Origin of the sequence: Novosphingobium malaysiense, assembly GCF_000802225.1 — a bacterium.
Lineage (GTDB): Bacteria > Pseudomonadota > Alphaproteobacteria > Sphingomonadales > Sphingomonadaceae > Novosphingobium > Novosphingobium malaysiense.
In genome coordinates this window covers 180812-201895 of record NZ_JTDI01000001.1, presented here as the reverse complement: position 1 = coordinate 201895, position 21084 = coordinate 180812, and the positions used below count along the sequence as shown (strand labels likewise).

19 protein-coding genes are annotated in these 21084 nt (G+C 64.6%); 11 read left to right on the top strand and 8 right to left on the bottom strand.

Annotation, left to right across the window (positions count from 1 at the left end):
• Positions 1-16: 16 nt before the first annotated feature.
• Positions 17-679 carry a hypothetical protein gene (locus LK12_RS00805; RefSeq protein ID WP_039278201.1) on the top strand — a complete coding sequence of 221 codons (663 nt, stop codon included), beginning with the start codon at positions 17-19 and terminating at the stop codon, positions 677-679.
• 6 nt (positions 680-685) lie between these two features.
• Here the strand turns inward: LK12_RS00805 and LK12_RS00800 are convergent, their stop codons facing one another.
• From LK12_RS00800 to LK12_RS00775, 6 genes are all read right to left on the bottom strand, one after another.
• A complete protein-coding gene (locus LK12_RS00800; RefSeq protein WP_039278198.1) occupies positions 686-1474 on the bottom strand; it encodes a lysophospholipid acyltransferase family protein in 789 nt (262 codons plus the stop codon).
• Positions 1471-1917, bottom strand: a complete 447-nt coding sequence (locus LK12_RS00795; RefSeq protein ID WP_039278195.1) for a Fur family transcriptional regulator — start codon at positions 1915-1917, stop codon at positions 1471-1473. The genes LK12_RS00800 and LK12_RS00795 overlap by 4 nt, the downstream gene beginning before the upstream one ends.
• Before the next feature lie 169 nt (positions 1918-2086).
• Complete coding sequence (locus LK12_RS00790) at positions 2087-2536, bottom strand: MucR family transcriptional regulator (RefSeq protein ID WP_039278191.1); 450 nt, start codon at positions 2534-2536, stop codon at positions 2087-2089.
• A gap of 161 nt (positions 2537-2697) precedes the next feature.
• Positions 2698-3159 (bottom strand): GNAT family N-acetyltransferase, encoded by a 462-nt coding sequence (locus tag LK12_RS00785; protein WP_039278189.1) that lies wholly within the window; start codon positions 3157-3159, stop codon positions 2698-2700.
• A complete protein-coding gene (gene tsaB / locus LK12_RS00780; protein WP_039278186.1) occupies positions 3156-3803 on the bottom strand; it encodes a tRNA (adenosine(37)-N6)-threonylcarbamoyltransferase complex dimerization subunit type 1 TsaB in 648 nt (215 codons plus the stop codon). Before tsaB ends, LK12_RS00785 begins: the two co-directional genes overlap by 4 nt.
• Positions 3804-3822: 19 nt before the next feature.
• Positions 3823-4401, bottom strand: coding sequence for a NifU family protein (locus LK12_RS00775; RefSeq protein ID WP_039278184.1), 579 nt, complete (start codon positions 4399-4401; stop codon positions 3823-3825).
• 91 nt (positions 4402-4492) lie between these two features.
• Between LK12_RS00775 and LK12_RS00770 the strand changes: the two genes are divergently transcribed.
• From LK12_RS00770 to LK12_RS00745, 6 genes are all read left to right on the top strand, one after another.
• Positions 4493-7411: a M16 family metallopeptidase gene (locus tag LK12_RS00770; protein ID WP_039278182.1), complete on the top strand. Its 2919-nt coding sequence runs from the start codon at positions 4493-4495 to the stop codon at positions 7409-7411.
• Between the two features lie 153 nt (positions 7412-7564).
• Positions 7565-8938 carry a class II 3-deoxy-7-phosphoheptulonate synthase gene (locus tag LK12_RS00765; protein WP_039278178.1) on the top strand — a complete coding sequence of 458 codons (1374 nt, stop codon included), beginning with the start codon at positions 7565-7567 and terminating at the stop codon, positions 8936-8938.
• A gap of 149 nt (positions 8939-9087) precedes the next feature.
• Positions 9088-9870 (top strand): DUF2189 domain-containing protein, encoded by a 783-nt coding sequence (locus LK12_RS00760; RefSeq protein WP_039278176.1) that lies wholly within the window; start codon positions 9088-9090, stop codon positions 9868-9870.
• 176 nt (positions 9871-10046) lie between these two features.
• Positions 10047-10832 carry an SDR family NAD(P)-dependent oxidoreductase gene (locus LK12_RS00755; protein WP_039278172.1) on the top strand — a complete coding sequence of 262 codons (786 nt, stop codon included), beginning with the start codon at positions 10047-10049 and terminating at the stop codon, positions 10830-10832.
• Positions 10829-11578 (top strand): SDR family NAD(P)-dependent oxidoreductase, encoded by a 750-nt coding sequence (locus LK12_RS00750; RefSeq protein WP_039278170.1) that lies wholly within the window; start codon positions 10829-10831, stop codon positions 11576-11578. Before LK12_RS00755 ends, LK12_RS00750 begins: the two co-directional genes overlap by 4 nt.
• A gap of 44 nt (positions 11579-11622) precedes the next feature.
• Positions 11623-12621, top strand: a complete 999-nt coding sequence (locus tag LK12_RS00745) for an amidohydrolase family protein (protein ID WP_039278167.1) — start codon at positions 11623-11625, stop codon at positions 12619-12621.
• Here LK12_RS00745 and LK12_RS00740 read toward each other — a convergent pair.
• On the bottom strand, positions 12618-13295 hold the full coding sequence (locus LK12_RS00740; RefSeq protein WP_039278165.1) for a protein-L-isoaspartate(D-aspartate) O-methyltransferase: 678 nt from the start codon (positions 13293-13295) through the stop codon (positions 12618-12620). The genes LK12_RS00745 and LK12_RS00740 overlap by 4 nt on opposite strands.
• A gap of 3 nt (positions 13296-13298) precedes the next feature.
• The gene (locus LK12_RS00735) at positions 13299-13442 is read right to left on the bottom strand and encodes a peptide ABC transporter permease (RefSeq protein WP_156135342.1); all 144 of its coding nucleotides are present in this window, start codon (positions 13440-13442) and stop codon (positions 13299-13301) included.
• 202 nt (positions 13443-13644) lie between these two features.
• Between LK12_RS00735 and LK12_RS00730 the strand changes: the two genes are divergently transcribed.
• Genes LK12_RS00730 through LK12_RS00715 form a run of 4 tightly spaced genes read left to right on the top strand, consistent with a single transcriptional unit; the run spans position 13645 to position 21084 of the window.
• Positions 13645-15903: an acyl-CoA dehydrogenase gene (locus LK12_RS00730; RefSeq protein ID WP_039278160.1), complete on the top strand. Its 2259-nt coding sequence runs from the start codon at positions 13645-13647 to the stop codon at positions 15901-15903.
• Positions 15861-17162, top strand: coding sequence for an acetyl-CoA C-acetyltransferase (locus LK12_RS00725; protein ID WP_039278158.1), 1302 nt, complete (start codon positions 15861-15863; stop codon positions 17160-17162). The genes LK12_RS00730 and LK12_RS00725 overlap by 43 nt, the downstream gene beginning before the upstream one ends.
• An 11-nt stretch (positions 17163-17173) precedes the next feature.
• Complete coding sequence (locus LK12_RS00720) at positions 17174-19246, top strand: 3-hydroxyacyl-CoA dehydrogenase NAD-binding domain-containing protein (protein ID WP_197063423.1); 2073 nt, start codon at positions 17174-17176, stop codon at positions 19244-19246.
• Positions 19243-21084, top strand: a complete 1842-nt coding sequence (locus tag LK12_RS00715) for an acetyl-CoA hydrolase/transferase C-terminal domain-containing protein (RefSeq protein ID WP_039278154.1) — start codon at positions 19243-19245, stop codon at positions 21082-21084. Before LK12_RS00720 ends, LK12_RS00715 begins: the two co-directional genes overlap by 4 nt.

Here is a 21084-nt window from a genome sequence, read left to right as displayed (position 1 = left end):
ATTCGAGGATTTCACGATGAATGCACGCCGCTTGACTGCCGTTGTTCTCTGCTCCGCCGCCGCGCTGACCACGCTCAGCGGGTGCAAGACAAAGGGAGACATCGTGGTCGACGAAGGCGTGGGCATCACTGCCATCCGCAGCAAGTGCCCCGCCGTCGGCATCCCCGACTATACCGGAGACGTCACGATGTTCCGCGCGCCCGGGGACAAGACGGCGCCAAACATCGATATGGTCGCGACGATGACCGACGTGCGCATGCAGTGCAATCAGGATGCCGGCGACAAGGTCTATGCGCAGGTCTCGTTCAAGGTCCTTGGCCGTCGCAACGACACCAACGGCGCCCGTCAGGTGACGCTGCCCTATTTCGTGTCGGTGCTGCAGGGCGGCACCTCGGTCGTCAGCAAGCGGGTCGGCAACGTGACTCTGAACTTCGCCAACGGGCAGGACCGCGCGCAAGCAACCGGAACGGCGGACGCCTATATCGATCGCGCCGCAGCGACGCTGCCCGACGACATTCGCGACCGTATTACGCGCAAGCGCAAGGCCGGAGACGCGGATGCTGCGCTCGATCCGCTGGCCGACCCGGAAGTGAAGGCCGCCGTCGCGCGGGCATCCTTCGAAGTGCTCGTGGGCTTCCAGCTCAGCGAGGACCAGCTCGCCTACAACGCCACGCGCTGATCGCGCCTATCGCGTCCGGCCTTCGAGCATGGCGGCTTCGATGGCTAGCCGGGCTGCACGGGCGATGGTCTTGCGGTCCATTCGCTCGGCCTCGGTCAGGGGCGGCAGAAAGGTGATGGTCAGCGTGATCGGCCGCCAGCGTCCGAGAATGCGCAGGGCGTTGTCCAGCCCCGGCTCCGCTCCCACCCAGGCGATGTCTGCAGTATCCTTGCCGTAGTCGAGCAGGACCGGCTGGATCGGGATGTGCTCTGCATCTGCGTCGAGAGCGGAAAGCAGCGCGGACTTGAACGGCAGCAGGGCCTGACCGTCGGAAGTGGTGCCTTCGGGAAAGATCGTCAATGCACCGGTTTCGCGCAGGGCCGTGCGTACCTGTTCCACCTGATGGGCTATAGAGCGGCGGTCGTGGCGGGCGACGAAAACGGTGTCGTTGAGGCTGCACAGCCAGCGCAGGGGGCCAATTCCTGCCAGGCCGTCATGGGCGACGAAGGCGCTGCCGGTGGTGCCGGCGAGGGCTGGAATATCAAGCCAGCTCAGATGGTTGGGCAGAAAGAAAGCATCTCTGTGCGCCCGGATGCCGCACTTGCGGATCCTCAGGCCGGCAACGGCGGCCAGCGCGCGCAGAAACCAGCGCGGAACCGGGTTGCGAGCGGTGAACGGGGAGAGCAGGTAGAAGAGCGGAACGCAGATCGCGAGGGTCGCGAGCATGGCGACAAGCCGGATGGCGATGATCGGCCAGGACCATATGGCGATGTCGCGGCGGCGCGAGGGATCGGGCGGTGGTGCCGCCTTGTTCACTTGCGCGTGCTTGCGCCTTCGCCGTCATCGCGGTCCAGCTTGACGCCGAACAGCTCCATGCGGTGGTCGACGAGCCGGAAACCGAGCCGCTCGGCAATCTGGCGCTGCAGGGCCTCGAGTTCCGGATCGACGAATTCGATCACGCTGCCGGTTTCGACATCGATCATGTGGTCATGGTGGGCTTCGGGTGCTGCCTCGTAACGGGCGCGTCCGTCGCCAAAGTCATGACGGTCGAGAATGCCGGCTTCCTCGAACAGACGGACGGTGCGGTAGACCGTGGCAATGGAAATGCCGGGGTCGATCGCGGTGGCCCGTTCGTGGAGCTTTTCGACATCGGGATGATCGGTGCTGTCCGATAGCACTTTTGCGATCACGCGGCGTTGTTCGGTGATGCGAAGGCCGCGTTCTGCGCAGAGAGCTTCGATGTCGATGGGTTGATGCACGAATAGACCTATTAAACGAAATGGGGTGCACCGGGCATGTTAGGCCGGTGCACCCGCAATCTCAACCATGATGGCAACACCGGTTATCGGCAGCGCAATGGTTTGCATGGAGATCGGAATCTAACGCGGCAATCGCTGTGCCGATTCCAATGCTCCGATCAGCGGTCTGTCACGCAGCGGCGGCAGCCTTGGGCTTGCGCCCGCGGCGGGCGTTGGGCTTGCGGCCAAGGCCGATCTTCTTTGCCAGTTCGCGGCGCTTTTCGGCATAGTTCGGAGCCACCATCGGATAGTCGGCGGGCAGGTTCCAGCGCGCGCGATATTCTTCCGGGGTCATGTTGTAGTGGGTCATGAGGTGGCGCTTGAGCATCTTCAGCTTCTTGCCGTCTTCAAGACACACGATGTAATCGGGCTTTACCGAAGCGCGGATCGAAACTGCCGGTTCGGGCTTTTCTTCTTCCACGGCGGTCGGCCCACCAAGCCCGGCGAGCGCGCCGTAGACATTGGTGATGAGCGAGGGAAGGTCCTCGACCGTAACGCTGTTGTTGCTCACGTGCGCTGCGACGATGTCGGAGGTCAGAGTGATCAGAGTCTCGTTCGTGTCGGTTTGAATATCTTCCATTTTTATTTACCTCGTGTGCGACCGTTATGGGGAGTGAACGCCTCTTAAGGCTTTCCCTTTGGGCCATTGGACCATTTTGTTGGAGAGTGCAAGATAAATTAGGCCCGATTTACGCAAGCGATCGAATTATAAGGCCAAAATGGACTGTAATATCTGTCCTATTATCGGACGATGTCGCAAGCAAAGGTAATTGCGTCGATTCGTTCGCCCTTCGTGGAGCGGTAATAGTCACGACGCTCCCCAATAGAATAGAAGCCGAAGCTGCGGTATAGCGACTCTGCCGGGTTTCCTCGTCTCATTTCAAGTAAAAGCCGTTTTATGTCGCGCGACCTCGCATCTTTGGCCAGCCGGTCCAGTAAGTGCCGCCCAAGTCCCCGTTGGCGAAATTCCGGCAGGACTCCCAGAAGCAGCAGTTCTTCTTCGTCGAACCCAGTGCGCGACAAGTAGAAACCTGCTGCCGGCTCGCGCTCGTCCGGCGGAGCTCCGCTCGCGTTCACCAGACCGTAATGGCAATTACCGATGGCGAGGGCGTCCTCGACTTGGCGCCGGTTCCATGCCTCACCGTATGTCGGCTCGAAGGCGCCGGCCATGACTGCCATGATCCGATCGATGTCGTCGATCATGGTGCGACCGTCGCGGCCTTGCCGCCGGGCAGCTTGGCATCGGGTGCGCGTCCGTAGAGAGGACGTACGTCGGTGAGGATGTCGTGGTGGGCAAGGCACGAATACGCCCGCGCATCGGGTAGCAGGGGCAAGGCGTGGCCGAACCCGCGCGCGGCCACCAAGGCTTGCGCCTGGCTTCCTGCGACGATCTCCTGGCGGCATTGCTGGGATGCCGCTTCCGGACGAAGCGATGCGAGTTCGCTCGAGGCGTGCCCTCTCGTATCGAAGGATTGCACGAACCATTCGCCATGTCCGCCGGTCATTGCGACGTCGAGGCCGGTCGGCCCGTGCTCCTGCCTGGCGAGGGCGGCGACCAGAGCGAGGCAGGAATACCCTGTAAGGTTGGCGCTCCAGGCCAGCGCCAGCGCGCGCGCGGCTGCGAGCCCGACCCTGACGCCGGTAAAGCTTCCAGGCCCGAGAGAGACGGCGATAGTTTCCGACCGGCCCCTGCCGGGCAGCGCGGCGATCATCGGAACAAGAGCTTCGGCATGGCCCCGTCCCAGGACGCGCAGGTCACCGGCAACCAGTTCGCTGCCGTCGAACAGCGCGACCGAACAGGCATCGGTCGCGCAATCGATAACCAGCGTGCGTCCTTCGCGCTTCACCTTGCTGTCTGCCCTGCCGTCAGGCAGCCCTGACTTCCGTCACTTCCGGTACGTAGTGCTTCAGAAGGCTCTCGATACCGTGCTTGAGCGTAGCCGTCGAAGAGGGGCATCCCGAACAGGCGCCCTGCATCGTGAGGAAGACCACGCCTTCGCGAAAACCGCGATAGACGATGTCGCCGCCGTCGTTGGCAACGGCCGGGCGGACGCGCGTTTCGATCAGTTCGCGGATCTGCGCAACGACATCGGCATCGGCGGGATCGTCTCCGAAATCCTGGTCCGCTTCTGCCGGCACGGCGATGTCGCTGGCGTCGCCGCCCGCGAAAAGCGGCGCTTCCGAGACGAAATGATCGAGGAGGATGGAAACGACCTGCGGCTTGAGCGACGGCCATTCTGCGCCAGGTGCTGCCGTAACGGAAATGAAGTCCTGACCGAAGAAGACGCCGGTAACGTCACCCAGATCGAAAAGCGCCTGCGCCAGCGGAGACGCGGCAGCCTCTTCGTGAGAGGTGAATTCGCGGGTACCCGCCGGCATGACCTGCCGCCCGGGCAGGAACTTGAGTGTGGCGGGGTTCGGCGTGGTTTCGGTTTCTATGAACATGACACTGGCGATGTAGGTGAAGTGGGCGAGCGGTCAAGTCTCGCACTCTATTCACTGGCCCTTAATACCCTATGACCCTATAGCGTCAGTGATGATCAAATTCCCGCGCGCCGCTCGCTCGCTTGCCTGTCTGCTTGTTCTTGCCCAGGTTCCGGCTCAGCCTGTTTTCGCTCAGGACCCAGTCGTGCCGCCTACGCTGCTGGCCGATCAGCAGGAACCGTGGCTCTACAAGAACAGCGACGTTCCGCACGACAAGGCCTGGCATTTCGGAGAGATGTCCAACGGCCTGCGATATGCGGTGCGCAAGAACGGCGTGCCGCCGGGGCAGGTATCCATCCGCATTCGCGTCGATGCCGGTTCGCTCTACGAATCCGATTCCGAACGCGGCTATGCGCACCTGCTGGAACACATGCTGTTCCGTCAGTCCAAGTACCTCGCCGAAGGGACCGCCATCGCCGCTTTCCAGCGTCTGGGCGCGACCTTCGGCAGCGACACCAATGCGCAGACCACCACCACGCAGACGGTGTTCCAGCTCGACCTGCCCAATGCGACGCCGGCCTCGCTGGACGAGACCTTCAAGCTGCTTTCAGGGATGGTCACGGCACCGACGCTTTCGGCTTCCAACCTCAAGAAGGATCTGCCGATCGTCCTTGCCGAAATGCGCGAGCGCGGCGGGGCGGCCAAGCGCGTGCAGGATGCGATGCAGCAGGTCTTCTACGCCGGGCAGCCGCTGTCGGAACGGGAGCCGATCGGCACTGTCGCCACGCTCACGTCCGCGACGCCAAAGTCCGTGCGGGCCTTCTACGAGCGGTGGTACAGGCCCGACAACGTGACGGTGATCGTCGCCGGCGATGCCGATCCGGCCATGCTGGAATCCTACGTGCGCAAGTGGTTCGGCGACTGGTCGGCTTCGGGACCGAAGGCGACCGCGCCCAGTTTCGGTGATCCCGTGGCGCCCAAGGGCGCCGATCCGGAAAACCCGGTGGGTGAGACCCGTGTTCTGGTCGAGCCGGATCTGCCCCCTTCGCTGATGTATGCGATCCTGCGCCCGTGGCGTCAGGTCAACGACACCATCGTCTACAACCAGGGGCTGATGACGGACTCGATTGCCCAGGCGATCATCAACCGCCGGCTGGAATCCAAGGCGCGCGCGGGCGGCAGTTTCCTTTCCGCTTCGGTCAACCAGGACGATGTGTCGCGCTCAGCGGATGCTACGTTCGTTTCGGTCACGCCGCTGGGCGATGATTGGAAGGCGGCGCTCCACGACGTGCGTGCGGTGATCGCCGATGCCGTTTCCCGGCCACCGACGCAGGAAGAGATCGATCGCGAAGTGGCCGAGCTCGACGTGGCGTTCCAGGTGCCGGTTGAACAGCAGCGCATCCTGCCCGGCTCGAAGCTGGCGGACGATCTCGTCAATGCCCTGGACATTCGCGAGACGGTCGCGGCGCCCGACGACGTGCTGCAGATCTTCCGCGAATCCAAGCCGCTGTTTACGCCCGAAGCCGTGCTGAAACATACGCGCAAGCTGTTCTCCGGCACTGTAAAGCGCGCCCTGTTTACCGTGCAGAAGCCCGGCGAAGTGACGGACAAGCAGCTGCACCAGGCGCTGCTGGAACCGGTGAAGCCGGACCAGAGCATTCGCATGGCGGCCGAGGCCAAGCCGGTCTCCTTCGACAAGCTGCCCGCCATCGGCACTCCGGCGGAGCCGGTGTCCGATACGCCGACAGGCCTGCTCGATATCGAGCAGCTCACTTTCGAGAACGGCGTCAAGGTGCTGCTCTGGCCTGTGGCCGAGGAACCTGGCCGCGTCATGGTCAAGGTTCGTTTCGGCGGCGGGTACCGCTCGATCGATCCAAAGGATGCGCCCTACATCACGCTGGGCCAGTATGCGCTCGTAGGCTCGGGCCTGGCGACGCTGGGCCAGGAAGACCTCGACCGTATCGCGACCGGACGCAAGATGGGTTTCGATTTCGACGTTCAGGATGCGACGTTCCAGCTTTCCGCCGAAACGCGGCCGCAGGACCTGGCCGATCAGCTCTATCTGTTCGCGGCCAAGCTCGACCTGCCCAAGTGGGACGTGAACCCGTTCCTGCGGGCGAAGGCGGCAGCGAAGATCCAGTACGACACGTTCTCCACTTCGCCGCAGGGCGTGCTCAACCGCGATCTGCAGTTCTACCAGCGCGGCAAGGACGAACGCTTCGCGACGCCGACGCCGGCCGAGATCGAGGCGGCGACGCCCGAAGGGTTCAAGCGCGTGTGGAGCAAGGCCCTCTCGCAGGGACCGGTCGAAGTCCAGATATTCGGCGATTTCGACAAGGCGAAGGCCATCGCGGCGCTTGAAAAGACCTTCGGCGCTCTCAAGCCGCGCGCACCGGCACCCTCGACGGCGGATGTCGCCGAAGTGAAGGTTCCCAAGCCTTCCGACAAGCCGATCGTGCTGCACCACCACGGAGACCCGGACCAAGCAGCGGCGGTCATATCCTGGCCGACCGGCGGTGGCTCGATGGGCATCCACGAATCGCGTCAGCTCGAGATCCTCACGCAACTGTTCACCAATCGCCTGCTCGACGCGATACGCGAGAAGCTGGGCGTGTCCTACGCGCCTTACGTCTTCTCGACCTGGCCGGTGGACATGCAGGCGGGCGGGTCGATCACCGCCATGGCGCAGCTCGATCCCAAGTCGGTGCCGGTGTTCTTCCAGACCGCCGACGAAATCGCGGAGGATCTGATCGCCAATCCGCCCACCGCCGACGAACTCGAACTTGTCACCGAGCCGCTGCGTCAGCAGGTCACGCGTGCTGCTTCGAGCACGTCGTTCTTCATGAGCCAGCTCGAAGGGGCAACCAGCGATCCGACCCGTATCGGCAGCGTGCGTTCGGTTCTCAGCGATTACACCGTGACCACCCCGCAGAAGATGCAGCAGCTCGCTGCGCGTTACCTCGGCAAGGATAATTCCTGGCGCCTGGAGGTGGTCCCGGAGGATACCAAGGCGAATATCGCCACCCGGTAATTCCGGTTCGCTTCAGCGCCCTTAGCGGCAGCTCCGCGCAATCGATCAGTGTGATCGAGCAAAGCGGCTTTGCAAAAATTGCCCGCGAGCGCTAAGGGAGCGCCCCTTGTTTCTGTCCGGCGCTGTGTGCGCCGGGACGTAGGAGTAGATGAAGTGGCTAGCAACTGGACCCCGGACGGCTGGAAGGCGCAGGAAGCGCGCCACCTTCCGGAATATGGCGATGCGAACAAGCTGAGCGAGGTCGAGACCACGCTCGCAAAGTATCCGCCGCTGGTCTTTGCCGGCGAGGCGCGCGAACTCAAGAAGGACCTGGCCGAAGTGGCCGAGGGTCGCGGTTTCCTGCTCCAGGGTGGGGACTGCGCCGAGAGCTTCGCCGAATTCCACCCTGACAACATCCGCGACACCTTCCGCGTGTTGCTGCAGATGGCGGTTGTGCTGACCTTCGCCAGCAAGCAGCCGGTGGTGAAGGTGGGCCGCATGGCCGGGCAGTTCGCCAAGCCGCGCTCGGCCCCCACCGAAACGCAGGGCGATGAGGAATACCCCAGCTACTTCGGCGATATCATCAACGCCATCGAGTTCGGCGAGGAAACCCGCCGCAACGATCCCGAGCGCATGCTCAAAGCCTATGCGCAGTCGGCAGCGACGCTCAATCTGCTGCGCGCCTTCGCGACCGGCGGCTATGCCAACCTGCGCCAGGTTCACCAGTGGACGCTCGATCACATCAGCCGCAGCCCCTGGGGCGAGAAGTTCTCGCAGATGGCGGACCGTATCGGCGAGGCACTCGAATTCATGGCGGCCTGCGGTGTCGATCCCGAAACCGTGCCGCAGCTTCAAGGTACCAGCTTCTACACGAGCCACGAAGCCTTGTTGCTGCCTTATGAGGAAGCACTCACCCGCCGGGATTCGCTGACCGGCGACTGGTACGACTGTTCGGCGCACATGCTGTGGATCGGCGACCGGACCCGCTTCGAGGGTTCGGCCCACGTCGAGTTCCTGCGCGGTGTCGGCAATCCCATCGGCATGAAGTGCGGCCCGAGCCTCGAGCCCGACGCGCTGCTGCGCATGCTCGACACGCTCAACCCCTCGCGCGAGGCCGGTCGCATCACCCTGATCAGCCGCTTCGGCCACGAGAAGGTCGAAGCCGGCCTGCCCAAACTGGTGCGCGCGGTGAAGGCGGAAGGGCACCCCGTCGTCTGGTCGTGCGATCCGATGCACGGCAACGTCATCAAGACCGAATCGGGTCTCAAGACCCGTCCGTTCGACCGCATCCTTTCCGAAGTGCGCGGCTTCTTCGCGGTCCATCGCGCCGAAGGCACGCATGCGGGCGGCATCCATATCGAGATGACCGGGCAGGACGTGACCGAGTGTACCGGCGGCGCCATCGCCATCACCGACGAACGTCTCGGCGATCGCTACCACACGCATTGCGACCCGCGCCTCAACGGCGCGCAGTCGATCGAACTGGCGTTCGAGATGGCAGACCTGCTCAACCTCGAAGCCAACGAGCGGCACAAGCAGGCCGCCTGATCCCAGGCTGCGGACGGATAAAAAGGGGCGCGGAAGTTAAAGCTTCCGCGCCCCTTTTTAATGATGGGCGGGGATTGCGGTCGCCAGTGCTTGCCACCCCTTTCGACCTGATGCACCATCCCGGCACGCTTCTGTTTGGGAGAGGTGTCATGCAGGTGGGCGAACAGGTACAACTCGCGCCCGTCACGGTGGCGAGCGATCTTCGCTTGGGGGATCTTTGCGCAGCGCTGGCGGCAGGCTGGCGCGATTTCGCGGCATGCCCGGTGTTCGGGCTGTTCTTTGGCGGGATTTACGTGGCCGCGGGAATTTTCCTCTATTACGCGCTCTTCAATTGGGGCGCGGTGGTTTGGCTGATACCGGCCGCGGCTGGGTTCCCGCTGCTGGCGCCCTTCGTTGCGGTCGGGCTCTATGAAGTGAGCCGCTGCCGAGAGGAGGGATTGCCGAGGTCATGGTCGGCTGTGCTTGGCGCCATGCGCGGACGGGGCGACGAGCAGATCCTGAGCATGGGCGTCATCGTATTCGTTGCTTTTGGCTTCTGGTTGATGATCGCGCACGGCATCTTCGCTGTCTTCATGGCGGAATCCGGTATCGGATCGGAATCGCTGGCGTTGTTCACGACCCCGGCCGGGATCGCGATGTTGGTCGTCGGGACTGTTGTCGGCGCAGTAATGGCGCTGGCCTTCTTTGCCGTGACGGTCGTCAGCCTGCCGATGCTGGTGGATCGGGAGGTCGACTTTCTGACTGCGATTATCGTCAGCCTGGGTACGGTGCGGTCGAACCGTTTCGTCATGGTGACGTGGGCCGTGTGGATCGCGGCGGGCATCTTCATGGCCATGATTCCGCTGTTCCTGGGACTGCTGGTGGCGCTCCCCGTGTTCGGTCATGCGACCTGGCACCTCTACCGCAGGGTCGTGAGCGGCGGGGGCGCGTAAGGTAGGGAACGCGCGCGCGGTCGGGGGCATGCCGGTCCTGGCGGGCTGCGGAGGCATAGATCATCGCGGCGATGCTCAGGGGTATGTGAAGCCGGTTCAAACCGTGCACTATGGCCATGCATGGCAATGGACCGAGGAGGAACGTTTCCCGGTCGGCCGGAGAGAGGACCGGAAAGATGGATCTTGAACGCTATGGCCCCTGGGCGCTTGTCGTCGGCGGGTCGGAAGGTGTCGGCGCCGAGTGCGCGCGGCAACTGGCAGCGGACGGCTTCGATCTGGTGTTGACCGCGCGCAAGCTGGAGCCGCTCGAGGCGCTCGCAAGCGAGTTGCGTGATACCGGCCGGCGGGTGCGCATCGTCAGCGCCGACCTGTCGCAAGGCGATGTGCTCGCCCGCGTGCGAGAGGCGACCGACGACATCGAGATCGGTCTGCTGTTCTACAACGCCGGGGCCAACAACACGCGCGGCAACTTCGTCGATTTGCCCGCCGAAGTGACGCGTTCGGTCATCGCCATCAACGTGGTGGGACAGACCGAATTCGCGCGACACTACGGCGCGCTGATGAAGCAACGGGGAAGGGGCGGCATCATCCTCACCGGATCGCTATCCGGCTACATGGGTTCGCCCTCGCTGGCGACCTACACCGCGGCCAAGGCGTTCAGCCGGACATTCACCGAGGCGCTGTGGGCGGAATGTTCGGCATTCGGGGTCGACGTGCTGCACTTCGTGATCGGCTTTACCGCCACGCCGGCGATGGAGCGGCTGGGCATCGACACGTCCAAGGCCGAAGATCCGGCGTCCGTTGCGCGCAAGGCGTTGGCGAACCTCGCCAATGGTCCAATCGCGATCGCGGGCGGCGAGGATAATCTGGAGCGGGCGCGCCAGCGTTCGGTCATCGACGGGCGCGGCGAGGCCATTCGCGCCATGGCGACACCATCGCGGGAGGCAATACTCAAGACATGAGCGGACCATTCGATCTCACCGGGCGCGTCGCGCTCGTCACCGGCGGGGCCAGCGGCATCGGTGTGGGCATCTGCGAACTGCTGACCGAGGCGGGCGCCACGGTGGTCATTGCCGACCGCGACGAGGCGGGCGCCAGGGCGCAGATCGACGCGGGGGCCGCGGCCGATTTCGTGGCGGTGGACCTGACCGACGAGGGCTCGATCGTCGGCGCCTGTGCGGAAGCGGTGATGCGACATGGCGCGCCCTGGCTGCTGGCGAACAACGCGGGCCTGCAGCACCGCGAGATGCTGCTCGAAGGCACCGTCGATCACTGGGAGCGCATCAATAGCGTGAATGCCCGCGCCCCCTTCCTGATGATCCGCGAAGTGGCGCAGGCGATGATCGCCAAGGGCGAGGGTGGCCGCATCGTCAACTGCGCCTCGTCCGGGCTCGTCGGCCAGTTCGTGCAGGGGCTGGCGGCCTACATGGCCTCCAAGGGTGCGGTTGCCGCGCTGACGACGAGTGCGGCTTTCGAACTCGCCGAACATGCCATCACCGTCAACACCGTGCTGCCGGGCGGCGTGGGGACGCCCGGTGCAATCGGCGCGGAAGGGCCTCCGCCGGTGGGGCCGGGCAATCGCAAGCCGCCGTTGGGCCACTGCAGCCCGCGCGACATCGCCTCGGCCGTGCTGTACTTCGCGACGCCGATGGCGCGGCTGGTGACCAATCAGGTGATCGCCGTGGATGGCGGCTTCACGATCAGTTGAGCGAAGCCTGAAAATCCCGTCCCTGTTATCACGGAGCAGCCTTGATGGCCGACCAAGCCCCGCTCGACCCGGAACGCGCGATCATCGATCCGCATTTGCATCACTGGCATATCCAACCCGTGCCCGGTGGATTGCAGGACTCGCAGTGCTTCCTCTTCGACGAATCCGTGCGGGCGATCGCCGATAGTGGCCACCGGATCACACACAGCGTCTTCGTCGAATGCCATGCGATGTATCGGGACAATGGCCCGGAGGAGATGCGCTCGCTGGGCGAGACCGAGTTCGCCAATGGCATTGCCGCCATGAGCGCGAGCGGTAATTACGGACCAGTTCGTCTGGCGCACCGGATCGTCGGGAATGTGAATCTTTGCCTGGGCGAAGCGGCTGCGCCGGTGCTGGAAGCCCATTGCCGGGCAGCGGGCGAGCGCTTTCGCGGCATACGCATGAACACTGCCTACAGCGAAGCGGGCCTGTTCGGCGGCCCGGCGGACCCGGCGGCAAAGGACCGGCTTGCCGATCCGCGCTTCGTGGAAGGTGCCCGGCAGCTGGCGCGCATGGGATTGAGTCTCGACGTCTGGTGTCTGCATCCGCAATTGCCGCAGCTGATCGCTCTGGCCGATGCGCTGCCTGACCTGCAGATCGTGCTCGACCATGTCGGCACGCCCGATCTGCGCGGTCGCTATGCCGGAAGGGCGGACGAGGCCATGGAAGAGTGGCGCGACTCCATTTCCCGTCTGGCCGAACGGCCAAACGTGCGAGTGAAGCTGAGCGGCATGGGGATGGATGTTACCGGACGCATGCTGGCGCACACCGGAACTGCGAGTTCGAAGGAACTGGCTGCGCGTTGGAAACCACTGGTGGAGCATTGCATTGCTGCTTTCACGCCGCAGCGCTGCATGTTCGCCAGCAATTTTCCGCCGGACCGGATCGCCGCGAGCTTCGGCACGGTCTGGAACGCCTTCAAGCGCCTTGCGGAGAATTGCAGCGAGTACGAGAAGGAGCGGCTGTTTCACGACACCGCTGCCGAGACGTATCGGTTCTAGGCGCCGGGATCGGCGCTCCATCCGTGCTCGCCTATCAGGGGCACGAAGCGGACGGGCTCCAGTTCGCTTTCCTCGAAAGCGTCCGGGCCGACGCGGCGGACAAGGAGGAGCCTTTGCAGACCCTCATCGCCGACAGGGATGACGAGGCGCCCACCGGGTGCGAGCTCGCTGAGCAGGGCTGGCGGCACCTGCGGTGCGCCGGCGGATGCGACGATCACGTCGAAAGGCGCCATTTCCGGCCAGCCGGAGGTGCCGTCCCCCGTACAGACCTTGATGTTGTCGTATCCGAGTTCCGCCAGGATTTCCCTGGCCCGTTCCACCAGTTCGGGAATGCGGTCGATTGCGAAAACCTGCGCGGACATCCTGCTCATGACCGCTGCTGCATAACCCGAGCCCAGCCCGACTTCGAGCACCCGATCCTGCGGGCCGATCTCGGCCGCGGCAATCATGCGGGCGACGATATAGGGCTGCGAGATGGTCTGGCCGGCGGCAATGGGCAGCGCGCTGTCGTCATAGGCGCGGTGGCGCAAGTCCTCGTCGACGAACATGTGCCGCGGGACCTGACGCATGGAATTCAGAAGGCGCTCGTCGCTGATGCCCCGGCCGCGGATCTGCCGTTCGACCATGGCATCGCGCAGACCTTGCGTTTCCTCGAAGGAGGGGGCGTTCGCCATGTCCTAGACCAGGGCGAAGCCCAGCAGGGCAAGAATGACCATCCCGACAAGGCCGCTGATGAAAATCGCCCGCCTGGCCGGGGTGTTGAGGATGATGTCGCCGCCGCGTGCCTCTTGACCGGTGCGGTGAATGGGCTCGTCTGTCATTAGTTGCTCCTTGCTATTGAGCACAGCAAAATTCTCTCTCATTCTATCAGCGTTGCAGCAACCCGATCTGTTCCGGACAGTGTACCACAATTCTTGGCCGCCTTTTTTGCCTTGGGCCAGGACTCCGGCGGAACCAGCACCGGGCACCGCTCATTAGTGGCCTGAAGGCCGCGAAACCGTTCCGGAAACGAGAAAGACCGCCATGCTCAAATCCCTGCGTCGCCGCATCGCCACTCGCCCGATCTTCCATTGGGCGCGCGGCAGTCTGCCCTCGCTCTCGCCCACCGAGCGCGAGGCGATGGAAGCGGGGGACGTCTGGTGGGATGCCGAGCTGTTTTCCGGCGCCCCGGACTGGAAGGCCATGCAGGCGATGACCGTGCCGGAGTTTACGCCCGAAGAGCAGGCGTTTCTCGACGGCCCGGTTGCGGAGCTATGTGACCGCCTCGACGACTGGCGCATCTCGGCCATCGACATGGACCTGCCGCCCGATATCTGGGACTTCCTGAAGCGCGAGAAGTTCTTCGGGATGATCATTCCCAAGGCGCACGGCGGCCTCGGCTTCAGCGCCTATGCCCACAGCGAAGTGGTCAAGCGCATCTCGACGAGGTCGGTAACCGCGGCGGTTACGGTCATGGTGCCCAACTCGCTGGGCCCAGGCGAGCTTCTGCTGCAGTTCGGCACCGACGAGCAGAAGCAGCACTGGCTGCCGCGCCTTGCCGATGGCAGCGAAATTCCCTGCTTTGCCCTCACCAGCGAAGAGGCCGGCTCGGATGCCTCGGCGATGGTGGATAGCGGCACTGTCTGCCGCCGCATGGTGGATGGACGCGAGCAGCTCGGCATCAGCCTGACATTTTCCAAGCGCTACATCACACTGGCGCCGATCGCGACGGTGCTGGGGTTGGCGTTCAAGCTGCGCGATCCGGAGCATCTGCTTTCGGACGAGGAAGACCGCGGCATTACCGTCGCGCTCATTCCCACCGATACGCCCAACCTGCAGCACGGGCGGCGCCATCTGCCCTCGATGCAGGCTTTCCAGAACGGCCCGGTTTCGGGCGAGGACGTCTTCGTACCCATTGAATCGATTATCGGCGGGCAGGAGCAGATCGGGCAGGGCTGGAAAATGCTCATGGCGGCGCTGGCGGCCGGGCGCGGCATTTCGCTGCCTTCGCTTGCCACGGCGGCGGCGTGCCTGGGTGCTCGTACGACAGGTGCCTATGCGCGGGTGCGTGAACAGTTCGGCATCCCCGTCGGCAAGTTCGAGGGCGTGAAGGAGCGCCTCGGCCGCCTTGCCGGCACGGCCTATCTTTTGGAAGCCGCGCGGCGCTTCACCTGTGCCGGGATCGATCAGGGGCATCATCCCTCCATCGTCTCGGCCATCATGAAATATCACGCGACCGACCGCATGCGCGAAGCGGTGAACGACACCATGGACGTGCATGGCGGCAAGACGATCATTGACGGGCCGCTCAACTGGTTCGGCAATGTCTATCGCTCGGTGCCGGTGGGTATAACCGTCGAAGGTGCGAACATTGTCACGCGCAGCCTGATCATCTTCGGGCAGGGCGCGACGCGCGATCACCCTTATCTCATCGACGAGATGGCCGCGCTCAGCAGCGACGACGAGGAAGGCCTTGCCGCCTTCGACGACGTCGTGTGGAAGCACGCGGCGCACATCATGGGCAATCTGGCCCGCTCGATGACCTCGGCCTGGTCGGGCGGTGTTTTTGCCAGCGCCCCCAAGGCCGGGCCGGTCAAAGGCTACTACAAGCAGATGTCGCGCTACAGCGCCGCGCTCGCCACGGCGGCGGAAGGCGCGCTGATTGCCATCGGCGGGGGCCTCAAGCGCAAGGAAGCGGTTTCGGCCCGCTATGGAGACATCCTGGCCGAACTCTATCTGCTCAGCGCCGTGCTCAAGCGCTGGCAGGACGACGGCTGCCTCAAGGAAGACCTGCCGCTGGTGGAATGGGCCTGCGAGACCGGGTTCTCGCGGATCGAGGACCGTTTCGATGCGATCTTCGTGAACTTCCCGGTGCCTGTGCTCGACAAGGTGCTGCGCGCCGTGACCCTGCCGTTCCGCAGCCATCCGCGCGGCCCGACGGACGAGTGCATCTTCGCCTGTGCCGACGCCATTCTCAAGAGCGGTGCGCAGCGCGACCGCGTCGCCTGCGGCGTCCATGAAGGCCCGCCCGACGCATCGCTTTCCAAGCTCGAGGTCGCGCTCGATCTCGTCGAGAAAACCCAGCCGCTGCGCGATCGCCGCCGCAAGTTGGGTGCCGATGCGCTCAACGACGCCGAACAGCAGGCGCTTGCCGCTGCCGAGGAAGCGGTCGCGGCGGTCATTGCCGTGGACGATTTCGATCCCGACGAACTGACTGGCGTTCTTGCCGGACGCAGCAAAACGGAAGAGGAGCAGAAGCCATCGCCCGATCAGCCCGATCGCAAGCCCGTCCCGTCCACGTAATCGACGGGTCGCGCACGCCCTTCATCAAGGCGCGGGGCAAGCCCGGACCGTTCAGCCCCGCCGATCTCGCCGTGCAATGCGGCCGCCCGCTGCTCATGCGCCAGCCCTTTGCGCCGGATGCCTTCGATCAGGTAATCGTCGGCTGCGCGAACCAGATCGCGGGGGAAATGAACGTTGCGCGCGTGGCCGCGATGCGGCTTGGCTGCGGCGAGCAGATGCCCGCCTGGACGGTGCACCGCAATTGCGGCTCGGGCATGCAGTCGCTCGACGACGCCTTCCGCGCGATTGCCCATGGGGACATGGACATGGTGCTGGCCGGCGGCACCGAAGCGCTCAGCCGCGCGCCATTGATCCTTGCCGATGACGCGACCGAGTGGCTGGCCGAGTTCCAGCAGGCCAAGACGCCGGGCCAGACGGTCAAGGCGCTGACGCAGTTCGAACTGGGTTTCCTCTCGCCCGAAATCGGCTTGAAGCAGGGGCTCACCGATCCCTTCACCGGCATGTCGATGGGGCAGACCGCAGAGGAACTGGCCCACCGCTTCGGCATCACTCGCTGGCAGGCGGACGACTATGCGCTGGAAAGCCACCGCCGGCTGGCGAAAGCGCAGGAAGAAGGCTGGCTGGAAGGCGAAGTCGAAGCGATGTTCGCGCCCGATGGCACTGCATATGACCACGATGACGGCGTGCGCGCCGACAGCACCATCGAGGCGCTGGGCAAGCTCAAGCCGGTGTTCGAGCCTTACGGCGATGTGACCGCCGGCAACGCCAGCCAGGTAACCGACGGCGCATGCTGGATGATCCTGGCGTCCGACGAAGCGGTCTCTCGCCATGGACTGACGCCGCTCGCGACCATACGCGACAGCGAATGGGCTGCGCTCGATCCCAAGGTCATGGGGCTGGGGCCGGTGCTTTCTTCCTCGCCACTGATGACGCGCGCCGGGCTGTCGCTCGACGATATCGACCTCTGGGAAATCAACGAGGCCTTTGCTGCGCAGGTTCTGGCTTGCCTCGAGGCGTTCGCGGACGCCGACTTCTGCCGCGAGGTGCTCGGGCTGGATGCGCCGGTGGGAATGATCGATCGGGCGCGCCTCAATATCGATGGCGGCGCCGTCAGTCTCGGTCACCCGGTTGGAACCAGCGGCACCCGCATCGTTCTCCACCTCGTCAACGCGCTGCGGCGCACGGGCGGAAAGCGCGGCATTGCCACCGAATGCATCGGCGGCGGGCAGGGGGGCGCGATGCTGGTGGAGGTTGCGTGATGGATATGACGATGAAAACCGTACAGGAATTTCTCGGCCCCGAGCCGATGACCGGCATCGACGGCGAACGCGGGCGGCACTGGATCCGTCATGAGGATGGCGACCGGCTGTGGCTGGTGCTGGATCGGCAGGAGGTCTCCACCAATACCTTCAACGAGGAGGTCTTCCGCGAACTCAATGCGCTGCTGGCGCATGCCGAGCAGGAGAACTGGAAGGCGATAGTCTTCCGCTCCGCCAAGTACAGCGGCTTTGCAGCGGGGGCGGATCTTTCGCAGTTCCGCGGCGTTGAGCCGAGCGCCGAACTCGATGCCCGGATCGCCGAAGCGAATGCCGTTATCGACCGCATCGCCGCGCTCAAGGCCACGACGATTGCCGTCGTGCACGGCACCTGCGTCGGCGGCGGACTGGAACTGGCGCTTGCCTGCGACCGGATCGTTGCGCGCGACGATGCGAAGTTCGGTTTTCCCGAAGTGCTCGTCGGCCTCCACCCCGGTCTGGGCGGTACGGCGCGTCTCACCCATCGGATTCAGCCCATCGAGGCGATGACGCTGATGCTCACCGGCAAGACCGTCGATGCCCGCAAGGGCCGCTCGCTCGGTTTCGTCGATGCCGTGGTGCCCGAACGCGACGTCGGCAAGGCGGTCGACGAAGCGGTTGCCGGCCGCATGGAGCGGCGCGGCGGCGGGCGCACGGGCGATGCGCTCAATCTCTATCCGGCGCGCAAGGCAGCTGCCTACCAGATGCGGAACGAAACCGAGAAGCGCGCGCCGGCCGAGCACTATCCGGCCCCGCAGGCGCTGATCGACTTGTGGGAGAAACACGGCGGTTCGGAAGCGGACATGCTGAAGGCCGAGCGCCAGTCCTTCGCGCAGCTTCTGCCGCTGCCGGTGACGCAGAACCTCATCCGCGCCTTCTTCCTGCGCGAAAAGCTCAAGGGGAACGGCAAGGGCAAGTCGGGCATCGCCCACGTCCATGTCGTCGGTGCCGGCACCATGGGCGCAGAGATCGGCGCATGGTGCGCGCTGAAGGGTATGCGCGTGACCATTGAGGACCCGCAGGTCGCCTCGCTCGGGCGGGCCGTGGCGGGTGCGCACAAGCTGATCAACCGCAAGCTGCATGGCCCCGAGGCGCTGCACGCGCGCGACCGCTTCATTCCCGACACCAACGGCGTTGGCCTCCGCCATGCCGATCTGGTGATCGAGGCGGCGCCGGAGAAGCCGGAGCTCAAGCGCTCGATCTATGCGCGGCTGGAAAAGGAAGTGCGCGCCGACACCATCATCGCCACCAACACCTCCAGCCTCGATCTGGCGGCGCTGTTCGAAGGGCTCGCCAAGCCCGACCGTTTCGTGGGCATCCACTTCTTCAATCCGGTGTCGAAGCTCGATCTCGTCGAGGTGGTGCGCCATGACGGCGTGGACGAAGAGGTCTATTCCAAGGCACTGCGCTTCGTCGCCGATATCGGCAAGCTGCCGCTGCCGGTGAAGGCCGCGCCCGGCTTCCTCGTCAACCGTGCGCTGATGCCCTACCTCGGCGAGGCGCTGCTGATGATCGACGAGGGCGAGCAACCCGAACGCATCGATGCCGCCGCCGAAGCCTTCGGAATGCCGGTAGGCCCGGTGGAACTGGCCGATCAGGTCGGTCTCGATATCTGCCTGGCCGTCGCGGATTCGCTGGCAGAGAGCCTCGAGCGGCCCATGCCGCCGGTGCCGCAATGGCTGCGCGAGAAAGTCCAGGCCGGGCAGCTTGGCCGCAAGACGGGCAAGGGTCTGTACGACTACGATTCCGACAACAAGCCGAAGAAGGACAAGGTCAAACAGGCGCCCGACAAGGCCATGCGTGACCGGATGCTCCTGCCCATGCTCGATGCCGTCGCCTCTACACTGGAAGCCGGTGTCGTGCCCGATGCGGACAGCGCCGATGCAGCCATGATCTTCGGCACCGGCTTTGCGCCGTTCCGTGGCGGGCCCATGCACTATGCGAAGGAGCGCGGCTATGCGGATGTCGCCGCGACCATGGAGAAGCTGGTGCTGGTCCACGGCCCGCGCTTTACGCCGAGCCGCTGGTGGCAGAGGGCGCACGATTGACACGCCGCTTTGCCGATCCCGACGATCTGGCGCGGTGGATCGTTGGCGAACTGGGCCATGACCTGCGCATGGCGCTGCCGCTGGGCATCGGCAAGGCCACCCATATCGCCAATGCCCTCTACGCCATGGCGCGCGAGGACAGGACCATCGACCTCGACATCTTCACCGCGCTGACGCTGGAACGGCCGCATGCCTCATCGGATCTGGAGGCGCGGTTTCTGGAGCCGTTCGCGGACCGGCATTTCGCGGGCTATATCGAACTCGACTATGCCCGCGACTTGCGCGCCAAGCGCCTGCCGGACAATGTCCATGTCACCGAATTCTTCCTCAATTCGGGCGTCTGGCTATCCACGCCGCAAGTCCAGCAAGCCTATGTCAGCGTGAACTACAGCGCGGCGGCGCGCGACGTGATCCTTGCCCGCCCGATCAACATTCTGGCGCAGCTTGTGGCGGTGGACGAAAGCGGCCCGACGCCGCGCTACAGCCTTGCGTCCAATCCCGATGTAACGCTGGATATCCTGCCCGAGCTGGAAGCCGGTCGTGCCAAGGGCACACCGTTCCTGTTCGTAGCGCAGGTCAACCGCGATCTGCCGTTCATGCCCGGCACGGCCGAGATCGATGCGAGCCGCTTCGATGCCGTGCTGGACGACCCCTCGGTGGAATTCCCGGTCTTCGCCGCCCCGCGCCGTCCGGTTGCGACGGCGGAATACGTTGCGGGTCTCCACGCAGCCAGTCTCGTCAAGGACGGCGGCACGCTGCAGATCGGCATCGGATCGCTTGGCGATGCCGTGACGTACGCCCTGATCCTGAGGCAGAAGCACAATGCCCTGTTCCGCAGCCTGCTGGCCTCGCTGACCGACGAGCCGCGCGAAACCGCGCCGTTCGAAGTGGGCCTGTACGGTGCGAGCGAGATGTTCGTGGACGGCTTTCTCGAACTCTACGAGGCGGGCATCCTCAAGCGGCGTTCACAAGCAGGGCCGGTGCTGCACGCAGCATTCTTCGTCGGTTCGCGCGGCTTCTACGACCGCCTGAAAGCGATGCCGAAAGAGCAGCGCGCCGACTTCGACATGACCGCCGTCTCCTTCACCAACGCGCTCTATGGCGACGAGGCGCAAAAGCGCGCCGACCGCGTGCATGCCCGCTTCCTGAACAACGCGATGAAGGCCGATGTGCTGGGCGCTGTGCAATCGGACACGCTGGGCGATGGCCGTGTGGTCAGTGGCGTCGGCGGACAGCACGATTTTGTCGACCAGGCGATCGCGCTGAGGGGCGCGAACTCGATCCTGATGCTCAACGCCACGCGCACGAAGGACGATGCGGTGGAATCGAACGTGGTCTGGCAACTCGACCGCACCACAATACCGCGGCACATGCGCGATGTCGTGATTACCGAATACGGCGTGGCCCGGCTAAAGGGCGCGAGCGATGCCGCCTGCATCCGCCGCATGGTTGCGATCGCCGATGCCCGATTTGCCGGTGAACTTGCCGAGAAGGCCGGGAAGGCCGGCAAGGTCGCGGACATCGAGGAGGGCCTCTGGCAGCACAACCGGCCGGAGCGGCTGGAAGCTCTATTGGCAGACGCGCGTGCCGATGGATTCTTTCCCGACTTTCCCTTCGGCAGCGACTTCACGGAGCCCGAACGTACCGCATTGCGCGGCCTTGGCGTGCTCAAGAAGGCCGGCTCGTCGAAGCGCGCATTGGTCAGGCTTGCGCTCGATGGTCTGAAATATAGACCCGACGAGAAGGAGACCGCCGCTCTCGTTCGTCTGGGGCTGCGAGGACACGCGACCAAACCGCTCTACAGCTTGTTAATGCGCGGCGCATGGAGCCGTAGCTAG

Bases quoted from the DNA above. Each gene is read 5' to 3' on its own strand.
- LK12_RS00760 (WP_039278176.1), top strand. From the start codon at position 9,088: ATGCAGGTGGGCGAACAGGTACAACTCGCGCCCGTCACGGTGGCGAGC.
- LK12_RS00730 (WP_039278160.1), top strand. From the start codon at position 13,645: ATGCTCAAATCCCTGCGTCGCCGCATCGCCACTCGCCCGATCTTCCAT.
- LK12_RS00735 (WP_156135342.1), bottom strand. From the start codon at position 13,442: ATGACAGACGAGCCCATTCACCGCACCGGTCAAGAGGCACGCGGCGGC.
- LK12_RS00775 (WP_039278184.1), bottom strand. From the start codon at position 4,401: ATGTTCATAGAAACCGAAACCACGCCGAACCCCGCCACACTCAAGTTC.
- LK12_RS00785 (WP_039278189.1), bottom strand. From the start codon at position 3,159: ATGATCGACGACATCGATCGGATCATGGCAGTCATGGCCGGCGCCTTC.
- LK12_RS00790 (WP_039278191.1), bottom strand. From the start codon at position 2,536: ATGGAAGATATTCAAACCGACACGAACGAGACTCTGATCACTCTGACC.
- LK12_RS00805 (WP_039278201.1), top strand. From the start codon at position 17: ATGAATGCACGCCGCTTGACTGCCGTTGTTCTCTGCTCCGCCGCCGCG.
- LK12_RS00755 (WP_039278172.1), top strand. From the start codon at position 10,047: ATGGATCTTGAACGCTATGGCCCCTGGGCGCTTGTCGTCGGCGGGTCG.
- LK12_RS00720 (WP_197063423.1), top strand. From the start codon at position 17,174: ATGAAAACCGTACAGGAATTTCTCGGCCCCGAGCCGATGACCGGCATC.
- LK12_RS00740 (WP_039278165.1), bottom strand. From the start codon at position 13,295: ATGGCGAACGCCCCCTCCTTCGAGGAAACGCAAGGTCTGCGCGATGCC.
- LK12_RS00750 (WP_039278170.1), top strand. From the start codon at position 10,829: ATGAGCGGACCATTCGATCTCACCGGGCGCGTCGCGCTCGTCACCGGC.
- LK12_RS00770 (WP_039278182.1), top strand. From the start codon at position 4,493: ATGATCAAATTCCCGCGCGCCGCTCGCTCGCTTGCCTGTCTGCTTGTT.
- LK12_RS00745 (WP_039278167.1), top strand. From the start codon at position 11,623: ATGGCCGACCAAGCCCCGCTCGACCCGGAACGCGCGATCATCGATCCG.